The sequence below is a fragment of the Flavobacterium succinicans genome (assembly GCF_001662485.1).
GTDB classification, from domain to species: Bacteria; Bacteroidota; Bacteroidia; order Flavobacteriales; family Flavobacteriaceae; genus Flavobacterium; species Flavobacterium succinicans_A.
On the sequence record NZ_JMTM01000060.1, the window covers coordinates 261,502 to 278,477 of the forward strand.

Sequence of the window (16,976 nt, forward strand, 5' to 3'; positions counted from 1 at the left end):
AAAGAAAGCCCAACAATTTTGTTGGGCTTTCTTGTTTTATGTCCTATTAAAAACCTAACAGGGGTTCAATCCTGTTAGGTTGCATTGATAATAAGAGCAATAACCAATTGTTATATTACCAACTTTTTATTTTTGTTCTTTATTCAGCACCATCTGTTTTGGCTCTTGAAACTGCGAATGCGCCAACTGTTTCACCTAGTAGTAATCCTTTTTCGCAATCGCTTCTATAGTGGATGGCTCCATATAGTCTTGAATTGGATGCCTCTTTGGCGAAGGCATTGAATTTTTCTTTTGATTCAGGTAAAAGATGTGATAATACTGTTGCTGCAGCTGCGCTAAAGGTGGAGTGGCCAGAAACATAGGCTGGGAAATTAGGTATTCCTGTTGTAGTTTTTATCGATGGGTCCATTTGCGAAGGTCTTGGGTTGAAATAGAAGTACTTGGCATCCCAACAACTAATGGCGGCATCCATCATGGCGATGTTAAGTAAAGCCATATTTCTCGCCCAACGAATTTCACTGTAATTTTGTGGTACAAAATATTCAGTTGCAATGGCATTCCAATGTCCAGGAGGGGTATAAGTGCCTACGCCATCTGCCCAAAAAGTCACAATTCGTTGTTGTTCTTTAGTGAGACTAGTGCTAAATTTTTTTATCTCGGCTAGTTCTTTTGCAAAAGCTTCAGATTTCGTTGATGGAGGAGGTAGAGGACGGCTCGCTAATACATCAGCTGACGTCATTAAGAACGATTTTACATTTCCAAACAATGGTAGCATCGGTGGGCGTTTTGGTGCATCAAGTGAAATCCACGGAGTTTCTCCTTTTGCGATAGCATTGGATTCTAATTGAGCCCATATTGCTGGTGTTCCTATTGCGGCTCCTGCTCCATCGCTTGCGGCTCTAGCAATAAATTTAGCAGCAATTTTTCTTCCTAGGGCAATTCCAGCTTCCACATCGCTGCGCACATTGGCACCACTAATGATTCGGTATAGTTTTTCTTCATCTGCTTTTTCTTGTATGTAAGCGATTTCTGTTGGGAAAAGTAATTTTAGTAATTCTACCGTTACTCCAGACAGTACTCCGTCTTCGGAGGGGTAGGCGGGTAAAGTGCTTTTAGGTACTAACACTTGTAAGGTCGCATCTACAGTATAGGGAGTGGCTCTATTGTATAATTTTTTGTAATGCCAAGCGGAGATTAATGCGTCATATTGTGCGGCACTTACATACGCATAGGCTCTTGCTGCATAAGGTGGATTTGAAAAGGGAAATTGCGGATACCCAAATGGATTGGCAGCAGAAGGAGCAGGATAAGTTCCGTCTTCGTTTTGATAGGGTGGGCGATTGTGTCTAGCAACCAAGGTGCGCATAATTTCATTCCAACGTAAAACACCACCCACGCGCCAATAGGCAATGATTTTTTTTTGTTCTTCGGTTATACCAGCTTGGTAGCTTTTGATTTCGTTAATTTCTCGTGTGTATGCAGCCGTATTAGTAGCTACTGGAACATCGATTGGGAATTCATCAGGTGATGTAAGTAAAATTGGTTTCCAAGTTCCTCCGTTAGCATCGATATTGGTTGGATTTAAGGCCTGAAAATTATCATTACGTTCTGTAACCTCTTCACTACAAGAAAAAATAAATAAAGACAGTGCGATGATAAGGCTATTTAAAAAAGATTGGTTTAGTTTAGTTTTCATTTTCGGTAGATTTTTTTTCAAAATTGATAATATAAAATAAGCCTCCGTAAACGGTTTTTGATTGTCCAACATTTTTACCTTCAGCTACATAATTGTACCCGCCAATTATTGATAATTCAGGGATGCTTTTTAAGGTGTATTTTGTATTTATACCATACCGTATGGCATTCATAGTGTTGCTAGGAAATGGCATATTGTTTTTGGTAATATCAAAACCTCCTTTTTGTGTTACCCAGTTATCAATTATAAATTCGGCTATTAATCGATTAGAACGATAACCCATTCTAAAATTAACCGAAATAGCATCAGGCATATTCACTTCATTTGAATAGATGATTTCGTCATTCGTTAAATAGGAATTTCGTTCAATGGTAACGTTTGCTCGTTTTATATAAGCTCCAGAAAGCGTACTAAAAAAATTCCCTCTTTGAAAATCTCCCATAACTCGTAATGTCCCAGTTTTGCTTCCGAGGCCCAAGCTCAAGGGTAAATAATCCACGGCATAATTGGATAGTGGAGTAGTATAACTTCCAATGAAATAAAGGGAATAGGTGTTTTTTCCAATTGATTTTTCAATTGGCATGTATTTTAGAGTTAAAGAAAGGTCTTGTATTCCTTTTTGACCTTTCATAGTGCCTTCAGAAGCATTGGTTTTAACATAAGGCAAATTAAAAAGCACATTCAATTTATCTGAAATTCCATAATTTCCCATGATACCAATAGATTTTGTGCTTACTGTACCAAGATTAAGGTTGGTTCTTTTGAAATCGCCTTCCCAATAGTTATCCCAACTACTGTATTGGTATATTGCTCCTGTGCAAAAGTTGTTTTTGCTCATCATTATTCCGTCAATTTCGGTTTGAGCTTTTGTGTGTAAGAATGTCATTAATAGACAACTTAAAATGATTTTTTTCATTTAAATAATCAAAAGGGTTAGTACTATTTTTACGAGTGGGGAGTGGGTGTAACACTAAACTTTTTGTTCAAATTAAAACGATACGAATAGCCAATGTTAATGGAGTAATCTGCAAATGCTGCATCTCCTTGCACGTGAACATATTTACTTGGGTCCGTGATTACAGAATTTTGTAAGTTTTGACTAGCGATGTCTGCCGCGCTTTGAATACGGTTTTTAACTATGTTATAAGGTATAAATAGACTAAAGCCATGTTTTCCTAGACGATAGGAAATGCCATATTCTATTGCAATAACATAACCTGGTCTTCGGTAGGCTACTTGACCTCCAAAGGCATCATAGGCTGGGATTCCTTCAAACCTTCCTGCTAATGAAATGGATAGGTTTTCTTTCTTATCTACCGCCGCTACTACTCCTAAACGACCAAAATATTGATCGGGTGAGGCGTATATTTCGTAGCCTTCTAGTCCTGCTTTTGGCGTGGATTTGAAAGTGCCATTTGATTCTTGAGGATTGAATAAGTAATAGCCGTTCAAAAAGCCATAAAGTCTTCCTGATAATTTTCGGAATGCTTGTATTTCAATAGTATAGCCTACGCCGCCATCACCGGGTTGAATGGCTTGATCCATGACTACGTTTTGAGTGGTTCCGTTGGCTTGAGGGGCATCGTCTCTGCGGTCGTGACTGCCGTTGTTTAGTTTTATCCCTATGCCAATCATTACATTTCCTTTGGTTACTTTCGTAGGGTCCAAAGCCCAAAAGTTGGCACTTAAACGGACATCCGCTAAACCATCAGCATAAACACTATATCTTAAAGTGTCTTTTATTGGAGTGGTTTGTCTCAAAACTTGTGATCGCTCGTTGTGGACGTATGGAATTGTTGCGTTTAATTGGATTCTATTGGTTAGTCCATAAGAAAAATTCAAATCTATCGCGTGCGAATAGATGTTTACAGCATTTCCAAGTTCTTTACCGTTTGCATCGTGTCCGCCACCGGTAGTTTGTCTCTCTAGTTGTTCTTCCTTTCCAACAAAATGGCGCCAAGAATGAAAATACCTGTAGTTTGTGCCTACTTGAAATTCTCCTTCTTTAAGGTTGTATGAGTTGGTAGCATTTATGTTTTGTCCTCCCATTTGTCTTACTGCAACACAGCCTTGTGCAGCAATTTTAGTAATCATCAGTAAGGTAATTAATGGTAAATACACATTAATTTTACGAAAAAGTATCGGCATGGTGGTTGTTTTTACAGGCAGCACAAGTCTTTTATGTCATTACTCTTTTTTGGAGAATAATTTTCATAATCAAGTTGCTGTCTGTGCTCTTATTCTTTCGAAAAGAGGTTGGATTAGTTTAATTCTTAAATAGCACAAGCTGGGTAGTCCTCATTCTTTTGATGCTAAAAAAGCTAGGTTAAAAATAGCTTGTCGTCAATGAAGTTTACTTTAGTGGTGTAGCTTCATTGGTTTTGAATCAATTGAAAATGAAAACAGAATTAAACTAAATCTGGAGGAGAAAAAGGGGTGTTGAAATAACCGCAAAGTGGTCTAGCATTTTGTGTTTGCTGATGCGAATCAGTTTCAAAAGGATGATACGTAGGTACATTTATAACTATGGGTTTTGTAACCACATAATCAGAGATAAATGTTTTTAGAAGTTTTTTTGCTGGTGACTCTTTTGATGGAGAATCATCAAATAATTGTTGATTTACAAGGTTTGTGAGTTCAGAGCTAATTTTGTCTTGATGCGTGTTTGGCAAATAATACAAGTACAGGATGTTGTTTTTTATACGTTTTTTAAAAACATGATAATATGTATTGTTGATTTCTATGTTTTGGTTTACGTATTCAAAGTCGGTGTCTTGTACAAAAGAATAAATGGAAGCGTTTACTTCAAGAACCTGGTATTCAGAAGTTGCTTTTTCTTGCATACTAGAGACCCATTGGTGTTCTTCTTTTTGATGAAATAGAAGATAATACCCTATTACATTGTAAAATAAGGAGGCAATTAAAAATACCGATGCCAAACGTTTCATCATAATTCGAAAGTAAAAAACTAAATGACTTATTAACAGGTTTTTAGTATTTATTAAGAATTATTTAACAAATAAAAATTATAAAATACAATTTTATTTACAAATAATAAGAAATAGTGTTTGTATTTGTATAAAAAAATGCTATTTCGTTAAAATGCGTATTGAATTTCAATCGAAAAAAAGTGCTTATTTTTGTTTCCTATGAAAGCACTACCACAATCTCTTGCACATAAGTTAGCCATAAGGATGCAACACAACGCGCTTAGACAATTGCCATCTGCCAATCAATGGATTGATTTTGCGTCTAATGATTATCTAGGATTTTCCAAGAACGAGACATTATTTAAGACGACTCATGAGTATTTGGTAGAATTGGGTATTTTAGAAAATGGCGCAACGGGTTCAAGACTACTCTCCGGGAATCATCCATTGTATCCATTGACAGAAGCTTTTATAGCTGATTTTCACGAATCACCATCGGCTTTACTTTTTAACTCAGGCTATGATGCCAATGTTGGTTTTTTTAGTGCTGTACCTCAAAAAGGGGATTTTATTTTGTTTGATGAATTGTGTCATGCATCCATAAGAGATGGGATTCAACTGTCCAATGCCAAAGGATATAAATTCAAACATAACGATTTTGAGGATTTGGAGTTGTTGATTGAACGTTGTCATACCGAGCTCAGTCGAGGTAATTTGCATAACGAAATTTACATTGTTACCGAATCTGTTTTTTCTATGGATGGAGACTGTCCAAATTTAGAAGAACTGGTTCAAGTAACCACAAAACATAATTGCTATTTAGTTATTGATGAAGCCCACGCTTTGGGGGTTTTTGGGGAAAAAGGAGAAGGATTGGTGCAGTTTTTGGGTTTACAAGAGCATTTTTTTGCTCGCATTGTTACTTTTGGAAAAGGCTTAGGTTGTCATGGTGCTGTTGTGTTAGGTTCTGAGGAATTGAGTAGTTATTTGGTCAATTTTGCCAGAAGTTTTATATACACTACAGGGCTTTCTCCACATTCCGTTGCAACAATTGGTATTGCTTATAAGGCGTTGGATGCTAAAGAAGCAGCAATTGGTGAATTGAAAGAGCGAATTATTTTTTTTAATCAAGAAAAAAGCCGCTTCAGTTTAAAACCGCTTTTCGTTCGAAGTAAATCGGCTATTCAATCGGCTATAATTCCAGGGAATGCTAATGTTAAAGCCATTGCAAAACAACTTCAAGACAAAGGTTTTGATGTAAAACCGATACTTTCTCCCACGGTTCCCGCCGGACAAGAGCGCTTGCGTTTTTGTTTACATAGCTACAATACCGAAGCTCAAATTTCGGAAGTTTTGTATGCTTTATCTTCTTGTCTCTAAAATAGGTCAATCTGAATTTTGTGGGTTTTCCGATTGATTAAAAAGCAAACACGAATTTCACTAATTTGCACGAAAAGAGACTGTTTTGATGACTCAGCTTTATTGATGCCAGAGAATTTATGTGCTTATTTTTTAAATTAAATTTTATCTAATTCTTTTAAGATTAGCCACAAATTATAAACCCTTGTGTAAATCTTTGCGAACCTTGCGGTTAAGTTAGCTGCGCATTCGTGTTAATTAGTGTAATTCGTGTTTGAATAAAAAAAATTACACTTCATAAGTCTTGTGTTTTCTAGGTTTTTTTGAAAAAAACAAAAAAAGTTTGTAACGTTTTTAGTTGTTGATTACTTACGAGTCGTAATCAAATAATTTAGCTATCGTTTTAATCATCAATCATTAATCCAAAAAATCAAAACCCATGAAAAATGTAAAAACACAATCCCAAAACCAAATCTTTTATGTATTACTTTTTTTAGCTGGAATTAGCTTAGGGTATAGCCTAGTAAAAGAGTTCGTATTTGAGAAACCAGAAAACGGTTTACTACTAATCACTGCATGCTGTTTGTTAGCCAGTAATTCCTCAACAAAGAATAAATAGAAGGCTAAAACACAATCATCAATCAAATCAATCAATCAAATCAATCAATCAAACAAATCATCATTAATCAATCATCAATCAAAAAAATCAACAATCATGAAAACAATTCAAACACTTATTTTAGGTTTAGTAACGGTAGCAAGCTTTAGTTTTTCAACACAAGCGCAAACCAAAAAGGCAAACGAAAATTCTTTATTATGGGAAATTTCAGGAAACGGATTAGCACGTCCATCTTATGTATATGGAACCTTACACATGATGTGTGAAAGTGATTTTGTCATCAAAGAAAAAGTAAAAAAAGCATTTGATAAATCAACTAAATTAGCCTTAGAGTTAGATTTTGATGAACCATCAGAATTAAAAGCGATGCAAGAGATGAGTGTGAGCAAAATAGCTTTGAGCACTCTTCTAACCCCTGAAGATTATAAAAAATTAGATGTTCTTTTAAAGGAAAAAGTAGGAGCAGGAGCTAGTCAATTTGAACATACTAGTTTAAATTCTTTGATGAGTATGATTATGTTTAAAGCATTAAATTGCAATCCAAAAATGTATGAATTGGAGTTTTTACAGATGGCTCAAAAACGTAAGATGGAGATTTTGGGTTTAGAGAAACTAGCGGTTCAAATTGCTGCGGTGGATGCTTCTTTTCCTCCTCACGAAATGGTGGAGCAGTTAGGTAATTATGATAAAAAATATTTCGATTTATTAACTCAAACCTATAAAAGTGAAGATTTAAAGGCCATTTATGAAATGGTTAATGATCCTAAATTTATGGATGAGAAAAGTAGACCTGTAATGTTAGACAACCGCAATAGTAATTGGGTTAAAGATATGCCAGCTATGATGAAAAACGAAAGTGTATTCTTTGCGGTAGGTGCAGCGCATTTAGGTGGAGAAAAAGGAGTGATTCAATTATTACAAAAAGCAGGATATAAGGTACAACCCATAACCAACTAATTTGACTTTGAAGACAAAAGAGCAAGAATTTTTATCCCGAATCGAGCAGCATAAAGGCATCTTGTACAAGGTTTCCAAAATGTATATGGACAACCGAGACGACCAAGAAGATTTGTTTCAAGAAATCATTTGCCAATTATGGAAAGCCAACGATAGTTTTAAAGGAGAGAGTCAGTTTTCTACTTGGATGTATCGTGTTGCCATCAATACTGCTATTGTTTTTCTGAAAAAAGAAAAAAAGAAAGTAGACAAATACGAATTGTCATCTACTAATATTCCCGACGAAGAAGGGGATGCCGATATCAAAGAGCGGCAATTGGAACACTTTTATAGAGCCGTTCAAAAATTGGATAAGATAGACAAAGCGATTATTTTTTACCAACTCGAGGGGTTTTCACATAAAGAAATTGGAGAAAACCTAGGGATTTCAGAAGGAAATGCTAGAGTCAAATTGAATAGAGCCAAAGAAAAATTAAAAGAAATTATAAAAAATCAAGGATATGGATTTTAACGATATACAATCAGCTTGGAACAACGAAAACACAAAAAATGTGGTTGTTCCCACTCAATTAGAGAAAGTACAACAGGCCAATACACCGCTAGATAAGATTAAGAAAAATTTGAAAAATGAATTTATTTATCAAATTGTATCAATTGTTCTTATAGGATTTGCGCCTTATTTAAATGGATTTCCTGAGCAAGCCATCACACCCTTTTATTTGTTGTTTAGTTTGTTTGTGGCGGTTAGTGCTTATTATCTAATTAAGTTGTTTATTTTTTATAAACGATTAAACAAAACAGCTTTGAATACCAAAGACAATTTATACGAAACCTATTTTGATATTCGCTTGAATATGGAACTTTACAAGACTTTTGGTTTTGCCTTAACGCCCTTTATGATTTTGTTTTTGGTTGGGGTTTTATATTTTACATTGCCTAATGGCGCGACATTATTTACCGATAGTACCAATAGTATAGCGCTGTTTGTTTCGGTTTTGTTTAGTATGTTGTTTATGGGGGTAGCTTTAGAATGGTGGGTACACTTTTTTTACGGCAAATACGCCAAAGAAATCCGAACCGTTTTAGACGAGTTAAAAGAAGAATAAATATAAAGCAACTTTCGGGTTGCTTTTTTTGTGTTACAATCATAGTGAACTTTGTGAATTCTTTGCGAACTTTGCGGTTCAATAAGCTCAAAAAACATGAAATTATTTATTACAGGAATAGGTACCGATGTAGGTAAAACCGTTGCAGCCGCTATCATTACTCAAGCTTTAGAAGCCGATTATTGGAAACCCATTCAGGCAGGAGATTTAGATAATTCCGATAGTCATAAAGTAAAGGCATACGTGTCCAATCCAAAGACTGTTTTTCATTCGAATAGTTATGCATTACAAACACCAGCAAGCCCGCATTATGCAGCCGAAATAGATGGAATCACTATTGATTTAACTCAAATTAAAGAGCCAGTAACTGAAAATCATCTTGTAATTGAAGGCGCAGGTGGAATTTTAGTTCCTCTGAATACAACTAATACGATTGCCGATTTGATTCAGCCCGATTATAAAGTGATTGTGGTTTCCCGTCATTATTTGGGGAGTATCAATCATACGTTGTTGACTATCGAGGCGTTGCAAAACCGAAACATTGCGGTGGCTGGAATTGTTTTTTCTGGAGATGAAAATCAAGCAACCGAATCGATTATTTTAAGCAAAACAGGAGTAAAATGCATTGGGAGAATCGACCAAGAACCCTATTTTGATACGAATGTAATTGCCGAATATGCCGATTTGTTTCGTGAGCAATTATTGAATTTATAATTATGAATACAGCAAATATTCCTTCTTCTGAAACAATGAAGCTTACAGAAAGAGACCAGAAACACCTTTGGCATCCGTACACTCAACATAAAACAGCTGCTTTACCAGTCGGAATTGTCCGTGGCGAAGCAGCGTTGTTGTGGGATGAAAGTGGTAAAGAATATATTGATGCCATTGCTTCTTGGTGGGTCAATCCCTATGGCCACTCGAATCGATTTATTGCAGATGCGATTTATAAGCAACTCACCACCTTAGAGCACGTACTTTTTGGAGGTTTTACGCACGAACCCGCTGTTGTTTTATCCGAGAGATTAGTCGAAATCTTACCTAGTAATCAACAAAAACTCTTTTTTTCGGACAATGGTTCTACCGCTGTCGAAATAGCGATAAAAGTGGCTTTGCAGTATAACTTTAACCAAGGGATTTCAAAAACAACCATTATTGCTTTTGAAGACGCTTTTCACGGGGACACCTTTGCAGCTATGGCGGCTAGTGGGATTTCTTTCTTTACCGAAGCTTTTCAAGGAATGATGATTGATGTCGTTCGGATTCCTGTTCCAGTGCAAGGAAAGGAAGCGGAGAGTATAGCAGCTCTTCAAAAAGCAATTGCGGATAAAAATTGTGCAGCTTTTATTTTTGAACCTTTAATACAAGGTGCTGCAGGAATGGTGATGTATGCACCCGAAGCGTTGGATAGTTTGCTTCAAATTTGCAAAGAAAACCAAGTATTGACCATCGCCGATGAAGTGATGACTGGTTTTGGGAAAACCGGGAAAAACTTTGCCTGCGATTATTTGAAAACGTTGCCAGATATGATGTGTTTGTCTAAAGCCTTGACTGGTGGAACTATTCCTATGGCGATTACGACTTTCACAACAGCCATTTTCGATGCTTTTTATGATGATGATATCAATAAAGCCTTGTTTCACGGGCATACGTTTACAGCGAATCCGACGGGTTGCGCTGCTGCTCTAGCCAGCATCGAATTGTTGCAAACCGAAACGATGCAGTCCAACATTCAGCGCATTCATCAACGCCATTTGGACTTTCAAAAGCATATAGCAACCCATCCAAAAGTGACCACTACACGAGTTTTTGGGGTAATTTTCGCTTTGGAAATCAAAACCGATGGTACAGCGAGTTATTACGGCTCATTGCGTAATAGGCTCTACGATTTTTTTATTGAAAATGGAGTAATTTTGCGTCCAGTTGGGAATATAGTTTACATTTTGCCGCCTTACGTAATTACCGATGCACAGTTGCAAAAAGTGTATGAAGTAGTCGAAAGTGCTTTGGAAATAGTATAGTTTTTTAAACACGAATTTCACGAATTGATACAAATTAAAACTGTAGAGTCTTCGAGGTGAAAAAGACACAGATTCCACAGATTTTCACAGATTTTTATTTTGGTATAATTAAATCTGCGTCATCCGAGTTCCCATCAGGTTATTAATTTTAACAGCAAGGCTAGCAAAGGATTACGCAAGGCTAGCAAAGTTTTGGGTTTTAAGGTAAATCTGTGCAATATGTGTTTATCATCTTCAATACCAAAAAAAATCCGTATCAATCCGTTTTATCTGTGTCATCCGTGTTCCAATCAGGTTATTCATTTTAACCGCAAGGCACGCAAAGGAAAAATCGCAAGGTTCGCAAAGTGTTGTGCTTTGTGGAAAATTTGTGTTTGTTCCAATTACAAAGAAAAAAATCCGCGTTCATCCGTTTTATCCGCGTTATCCGTGTTTCATTAGGTTGTTATTTTTAACCGCAAGGCACGCAAAGGAAAATCGCAAGGTTCGCAAAGTGTTGTGCTTTGTGGAAAATCTGTGTTTATCTGCGTTATCCGTGTTCCATTTAAGCACATTGTATGGAACAATTTGTATAGATTTTTAATTATTTTGTGGACTTTCTGTAATTCTTTGCGACCTTTGCGGTTAAATTACAATCGTCTATTTTGTCACAAATTATCTCTATAACCGCCTTGTCCTCCATTTCCCCTTTGGGCAACGACCCAAAGACCATTTGGGAAAACTATCAACATCCTTCAACTTGTTTTTCCGAGCAGTTTTTAGACCATCAAAATACTTGCGTGGCTGCTTTGGATTCCGCTTCACAACAAGAAGTTTTGGCATTACAACAAACGGATATAAAGTACAAATCATTGGATAAATCGGTGTTGTATGCTATGGTGGCGGCAAGAAAAGCGATGGCGCAGGCAGGTTGGGAAAAAGGAGAAAGTTTTGGTATCAACATTGGCTCTTCGAGAGGTGCTACCGATTTGTTCGAAAAACATTTTCAGGAATATTTAACGACGGGCAAAGCTCAAACTTTAGCTTCACCCACCACTACTTTGGGGAATATTTCGTCTTGGGTAGCGCATGATTTGCAAACTACCGGTCCCGAAATTTCGCATTCCATTACTTGTTCTACTGCTTTGCATGCTTTACTCAACGGAGTCGCTTGGTTGCGAGCGGGAATGGCGAATCAATTTTTGGTAGGTGGTAGCGAAGCACCATTGACTGATTTTACAATAGGCCAAATGCGTGCTTTGAAGATTTATACTCAAAATAAAGAGCGTAATCATGAGCCTGTCGAATGGCCCAACCGTGCTTTGGATTTAGATAAAAAGCAAAACACAATGGTTTTGGGGGAAGGCGCAGCAGTGTGTTGTTTAGAATTAGGGCAAAAAGAAAATGCCTTGGCTTTTATTGAAGGTATGGGCTATGCCACAGAAATTTTGGAGCATAACATTTCAATTTCGGCAGAAGCCCTTTGTTTTCAAAAATCGATGGCAATGGCTTTGCAAAATACACCTTTATCCGAAGTAGATGCTATTGTAATGCATGCGCCAGGTACCATCAAAGGTGATTTAACAGAATATCGTGCCATAGAAAAACTTTTCGGAAAGCAGTTGCCATTACTCACTACCAATAAATGGAAAATAGGCCACACGTTTGGTGCCTCAGGTATTTTAAGTGTCGAAATGGCCATTTTGATGTTGCAACACAATCAGTTTATTTCCACTCCTTTTTTTAATCAAAATTCTGATTCAAGAACGATTCGTAAGGTGCTCGTTAACGCCGTTGGTTTTGGAGGTAATGCCGTTTCGGTGTTGTTGAGTTTGTAAAATTTGTTGAACTGTTTAATCGGTTAAATTTTTGCCACGGATTTCACAGATTTCACGGATTTTTTAAGAGTTAATTATTTAAAACTTTGCGTTCCTTGCGTAAATCTTTGCGCTCCTTGCGGTTAAATCTTTTCACCACAAAGAAACAAGAAGAAGTCACGAAGCCACACAAAGCAATACTATTGAACTTTGAGTCCCTTGCGTCCTTGCGGTTAAATTTTTTAGACACAGATTCCACAGATTTCACGGATTTTTTTAAGAGTTAATTTTTTAAAACTTTGCGTCCATGCGTAAATCTTTGCGAGCCTTGCGGTTAAATTTTTTTACCACAAAGAAACACGAAGAAGTCACGAAGCCGCAAAAAGCAAAAGTGTTGCAATTGTTGTAACGCTCAACCAAAACTTATATGCCTTATTTGTGTTATATGGTTCAAAATACACAGCTATTCAGAAAAACTTGGTGACTTATATGTTTTTTTCTTGTGAACTTAACGGTTAAATTTTTGCCACGGATTTAACTGATGAAACGGATTTTAAAAAGGGTTTAATCGGTTAATGGTTAATTGTTTAAAGTTTTGTGCTCATTGCGAAAATCTTTGCGTCCTTTGCGGTTAAATTTTTGCACGCAGATTCCACAGATTTTAAAAGAGTTAATGATTTATATCTTTGCGTCCCTTGCGTAAATCTTTGCGCTCCTTGCGGTTAAATTTTAGGTACTATAAAAAATCCGCGTCATCCGCGTTCCCATGCTCTAATTCCTTTACTTTCTCATAAACTAAGTTACTCTCAAAACCACGACGAAGCATATAATCACAAAACTTCTTCCTTTTTTTAAGCGCATTTTTTTCTGTAATGGATTGCCAATTCCTTTCGGCTAAAGCATTGAACGTTTCCGAATATTCCTCGGCTGAGATTTCCTTTAAGGCAATTGTAATCAAGGTATTATTGATGTGACGTGTTTTGAGTTCGTTGGTAATACGGATTTTTCCCCAGTGTTTGATGCGGTGTTTGCCACGGGCGAAACTACAAGCGAAACGCGCTTCATTCAAGAAGTTCTGTTCAATAAGATACACAATAAGTTGGTCGATTTCGTGGGATTCTAAGCGCATGCTTCTCAATTTGGTTACCACTTCTTCGTGACAGCGCTCTTGATAGGCACAATAGTGTTCTATTTTGTGTTGGGCTTGTTGGAAGGTATAAAAAGTAGCCATTAGCATGAATAAGTTTGTTGGTCTTTTGTTACAAAAATAGCGTTTTATACCTACAAAAAGCTGTCTAAATTGAAGCTTGTCTGGTGGTATTGTAAAATGGAATTTATAACCACTATAAATTAAGGGTTTACTTGTTTTTTTATCAATATTGGTTACTTTTGTGCGACTTTGCTTATTTATGTAGAATTACGCTATGTTGTTTATTTACAGAGGCTTGTTATAAAATTACTAAACATTTTTTATGAAAAGAATTTTACTTATTGCGGTTTTGTTGATGGTTCAATTGGGATTTGGGCAAGTTTCTAGTTATACTTTTTCACAATCGATAGAAACTTATGCATCTTTATCAGGAGGCACTGTTGCTCATAATGTTAGTTGGGATGATTCTGTAACCCCGAACTCAATTCCACTAGGTTTTACTTTTTATTTTAATGAGCTTGAATATACTACTTGTTCTGTCAATTCTGATGGGTATTTGACATTTGGTACCACAATTTCCGAAGCTCTGTTTAGAAATCCTATATCCTCAACTAGAGGTTATCAAGGAGCGATAAGTGCTTTGGCAATTGATTTAGTTGATGGTGGGGCTAGTATTGTTTATCAAACAATTGGGACAGCACCCAATAGAACTTTTGTAGTGCAGTGGGCAAATGCGAAGCGATATGTTGATAGGGCAGCACCTGTTGAATCATTTAATTTTCAAATAAGATTAAATGAGACTTCTAACACCATTCAGGTAGTTTATGGTGATTGTAGAACCTCCTCTTCAACCGATAGAGCAACAGAAGTTGGATTAAGAGGGGCAAATAATTCAGATTTTAATAATAGAATAGTAACGAATAACTGGACTTCTTCAACAGCAGGAACTGCTAATAGCGCAACTTGTAATACGGGAAATGATGCTGGGGAACTTCCAACAAATGGTTTAACTTACAAATGGACGCCAGTTCCTCCAACCATTACTAGTTTAAGTTCAACAAATGGTTGTATAGGGTCAACGATTACTATAAATGGCACAAGATTAACTGGTGCAACTGCCGCGAATGTTAGGATTGGTGGTACACCAGTAGCTTCAATTACTTCTATTTCTTCAACACAAATAGTAGCAGTTGTTGGATCTGGTACGACTGGATTGGTAACTGTAACTAGTGCAAGTGGTACAGCTACAAGTGCTAGCGTTTTCACAGTAAATCCAGCTCCGACAACTTCCAATGCTGGTGTTGACCAGTCAGGTAATTCAACTTCTTATACTTTATCAGCAAATACGCCAACAGTAGGAACTGGAGCTTGGTCAATAATAAGTGGACCAAATACCTCACTCACTCAATTTAGTAATGTTTCTAATCCTTTGGCTACATTTTCTCCATCTGCATCAGGTACTTATGTGTTAAATTGGACTATAACCAATGGAAGCTGTACTTCTTTTGATCAGGTAGCAATTACGCCATGTATGAACAACTTAATTACTAATGGTGATTTTAATACTGCAGCGGGTGGATTTAATAATGCCGTAGGATGGACATTTGCAACTAGTCAGGGAAGGTATGTAGAAACGTATTCAGAAGACCTCTATTTTAGTAATGGTAACGCTAAGGGCTGGACTTCTGAATTAGATAGTGAAGCGTCACTAAGACAAACGGTAACAGTAACACCAGGTGTTTCTTATACCTTAAGTTTTGTCTATGCGCTAAGGGGAGGAGCTCCAAGCCCGGGAGCTGTTAATGTAAAGATTATTGGAGGAGCTGTTCCATCGGAGACTATTTTTACCACATCAAGTAATACGCCTGCGATAGGAACTTTTACTTTTACACCATCAAGTTCTTCAATAGCTATTGAGTTTTTTAATTCTTTAAATACAACTACTACACTTGGTACTATAATCGATAACATAGTTTTGGTACCTTCGAGTCAAGTGACTCCTTCTGCGACTACAATTCCAAAAGGAGTTTTTAATACTTTAGTTTCATGTGCGGGTACTCCTGTACAATTAGATGTAGAAAATGTGCCCAGTTCTGGAGTTACTTACTCTTGGACGGGTACAGCTGGAGTAACATTTTCTGCAACAAACATTAAAAATCCAATTGCAACTTTTACAAATAATGGTTTGAATGAAGCGACAGTTACTGTAACAACAGCTGGAGGTTGTATTTCATCTTCTACTACTTATGTTAATATTAATAGAATAAATGGGCCAACGATTACAACTGCAGCAACACCTGCCACGCTAATAGCAGTTTGTCAAAGCGCAACGGTACAAAATGCCTCAATGGCTTACTCCGCGACAACAAATTCACCAACGAGTTATAGAATTGATTGGGACACTATAGCCGATCAAGGAACTACTCCATTTACTTTTCAAGCAGGTGCGGGAAATGTGAATAATATAATTGTTCCTGCTAATACGCCAGCAGGTACTTATACAGGAACAATGATAGTAACTAATGCAAACTGTTCGTCCACGAAAGCAATTAGCTTAACCGTTGGTAAAACCGCAAGTTCCGCTTCGTCTAGTCCTACCTTGTGTCAAAACACCTTAATGACACCTATAACTCATACTACAACTGGTACTACAAGTGTTGGTAGTCCTACAGGATTACCTACAGGAGTTTCAGCTACATGGGCATCAAATACAATAACGATTAGTGGTACGCCAACACAATCAGGGACATTCAATTATAGTATTCCTTTAATAGGATCTTGTACTAGTACAGTTAATGCAACAGGAACTATAACGGTAAATCCATTACCTGCCGCCCCTACAGTTGGCACAATAACAAATGTTACTTGTTCATCTGCTACTGGTAGTGTTGTGTTGAGTGGTTTGCCTTCAGGGTCTTGGATAATCAATCAAATAGGTGCATCTACTGCAACGTATTCAGGTTCAGGAACGAGCTTTACTGTTACAGGACTAGCGGTTGGGGATTATAGCTTTAGAGTAAATAATGGAACTTGTACTTCGGTTAGTACACCCAATGTTCCCATCGCTGATGCTTCTAGTACCACTTGGAATGGTTTATCTACATCTTGGAGTAATGGTTTACCAGACGCTACAAAAAACGCAATAGTTACAGGGGTAAATCCCAATTCTCCTTTTACTTCAAATTTGACGGCTTGTGCATTGACTATAAGTTCCGGGGTTATCGCAATAGTTCCCACTGGAGTTACTTTGACCATCACGAATGCCGTTACGACCAACGGGCAGTTAATTTTCGAAAACAACGCAAGCTTGGTACAAACCACCAATGTAACGAATACAGGAGC

At 37.0% G+C, this 16,976-nt stretch carries 13 protein-coding genes; 8 read left to right on the forward strand and 5 right to left on the reverse strand.

Annotation, left to right across the window (positions count from 1 at the left end; all coding sequences use genetic code 11):
• Nucleotides 1-139: 139 nt before the first annotated feature.
• From FLB_RS11380 to FLB_RS11395, 4 genes are all read right to left on the reverse strand, one after another.
• Entirely contained in the window at nucleotides 140-1,696 is a 1,557-nt protein-coding gene (locus FLB_RS11380; RefSeq protein WP_064716069.1) for a phosphatase PAP2 family protein, read from the reverse strand.
• Nucleotides 1,686-2,582, reverse strand: a complete 897-nt coding sequence (locus FLB_RS11385) for a hypothetical protein (RefSeq protein ID WP_231891075.1) — start codon at nucleotides 2,580-2,582, stop codon at nucleotides 1,686-1,688. The genes FLB_RS11380 and FLB_RS11385 overlap by 11 nt, the downstream gene beginning before the upstream one ends.
• A 59-nt stretch (nucleotides 2,583-2,641) precedes the next feature.
• Nucleotides 2,642-3,844 carry a hypothetical protein gene (locus FLB_RS11390; RefSeq protein WP_157490602.1) on the reverse strand — a complete coding sequence of 401 codons (1,203 nt, stop codon included), beginning with the start codon at nucleotides 3,842-3,844 and terminating at the stop codon, nucleotides 2,642-2,644.
• A 260-nt stretch (nucleotides 3,845-4,104) separates the two neighbouring features.
• A complete protein-coding gene (locus tag FLB_RS11395; protein WP_157490603.1) occupies nucleotides 4,105-4,647 on the reverse strand; it encodes a hypothetical protein in 543 nt (180 codons plus the stop codon).
• A gap of 198 nt (nucleotides 4,648-4,845) precedes the next feature.
• Here FLB_RS11395 and FLB_RS11400 point away from each other — a divergent pair, with 198 nt between their 5' ends.
• The 7 genes from FLB_RS11400 to FLB_RS11430 all read left to right on the forward strand — a co-directional run bounded on the left by FLB_RS11400 (nucleotide 4,846) and on the right by FLB_RS11430 (nucleotide 12,505).
• Nucleotides 4,846-6,006: an aminotransferase class I/II-fold pyridoxal phosphate-dependent enzyme gene (locus tag FLB_RS11400; RefSeq protein ID WP_064716073.1), complete on the forward strand. Its 1,161-nt coding sequence runs from the start codon at nucleotides 4,846-4,848 to the stop codon at nucleotides 6,004-6,006.
• A gap of 694 nt (nucleotides 6,007-6,700) precedes the next feature.
• Complete coding sequence (locus FLB_RS11405) at nucleotides 6,701-7,561, forward strand: TraB/GumN family protein (RefSeq protein WP_064716074.1); 861 nt, start codon at nucleotides 6,701-6,703, stop codon at nucleotides 7,559-7,561.
• 7 nt (nucleotides 7,562-7,568) lie between these two features.
• Complete coding sequence (locus FLB_RS11410; protein WP_024979839.1) at nucleotides 7,569-8,072, forward strand: RNA polymerase sigma factor; 504 nt, start codon at nucleotides 7,569-7,571, stop codon at nucleotides 8,070-8,072.
• Nucleotides 8,062-8,667 (forward strand): hypothetical protein, encoded by a 606-nt coding sequence (locus tag FLB_RS11415; RefSeq protein WP_064716075.1) that lies wholly within the window; start codon nucleotides 8,062-8,064, stop codon nucleotides 8,665-8,667. Before FLB_RS11410 ends, FLB_RS11415 begins: the two co-directional genes overlap by 11 nt.
• 96 nt (nucleotides 8,668-8,763) lie before the next feature.
• Nucleotides 8,764-9,381, forward strand: a complete 618-nt coding sequence (gene bioD / locus FLB_RS11420; RefSeq protein ID WP_064716076.1) for a dethiobiotin synthase — start codon at nucleotides 8,764-8,766, stop codon at nucleotides 9,379-9,381.
• A 35-nt stretch (nucleotides 9,382-9,416) separates the two neighbouring features.
• On the forward strand, nucleotides 9,417-10,688 hold the full coding sequence (gene bioA, locus FLB_RS11425; protein WP_064716107.1) for an adenosylmethionine--8-amino-7-oxononanoate transaminase: 1,272 nt from the start codon (nucleotides 9,417-9,419) through the stop codon (nucleotides 10,686-10,688).
• A gap of 644 nt (nucleotides 10,689-11,332) precedes the next feature.
• Nucleotides 11,333-12,505, forward strand: coding sequence for a beta-ketoacyl synthase N-terminal-like domain-containing protein (locus tag FLB_RS11430; RefSeq protein ID WP_064716077.1), 1,173 nt, complete (start codon nucleotides 11,333-11,335; stop codon nucleotides 12,503-12,505).
• A gap of 715 nt (nucleotides 12,506-13,220) precedes the next feature.
• Here FLB_RS11430 and FLB_RS11435 read toward each other — a convergent pair.
• A complete protein-coding gene (locus FLB_RS11435; RefSeq protein WP_064716078.1) occupies nucleotides 13,221-13,715 on the reverse strand; it encodes a regulatory protein RecX in 495 nt (164 codons plus the stop codon).
• A 241-nt stretch (nucleotides 13,716-13,956) separates the two neighbouring features.
• Here FLB_RS11435 and FLB_RS11440 point away from each other — a divergent pair.
• Nucleotides 13,957-16,976, forward strand: a 3,020-nt coding sequence (locus tag FLB_RS11440) for a beta strand repeat-containing protein (protein WP_157490604.1), incomplete at its 3' end; no start/stop codon positions are given.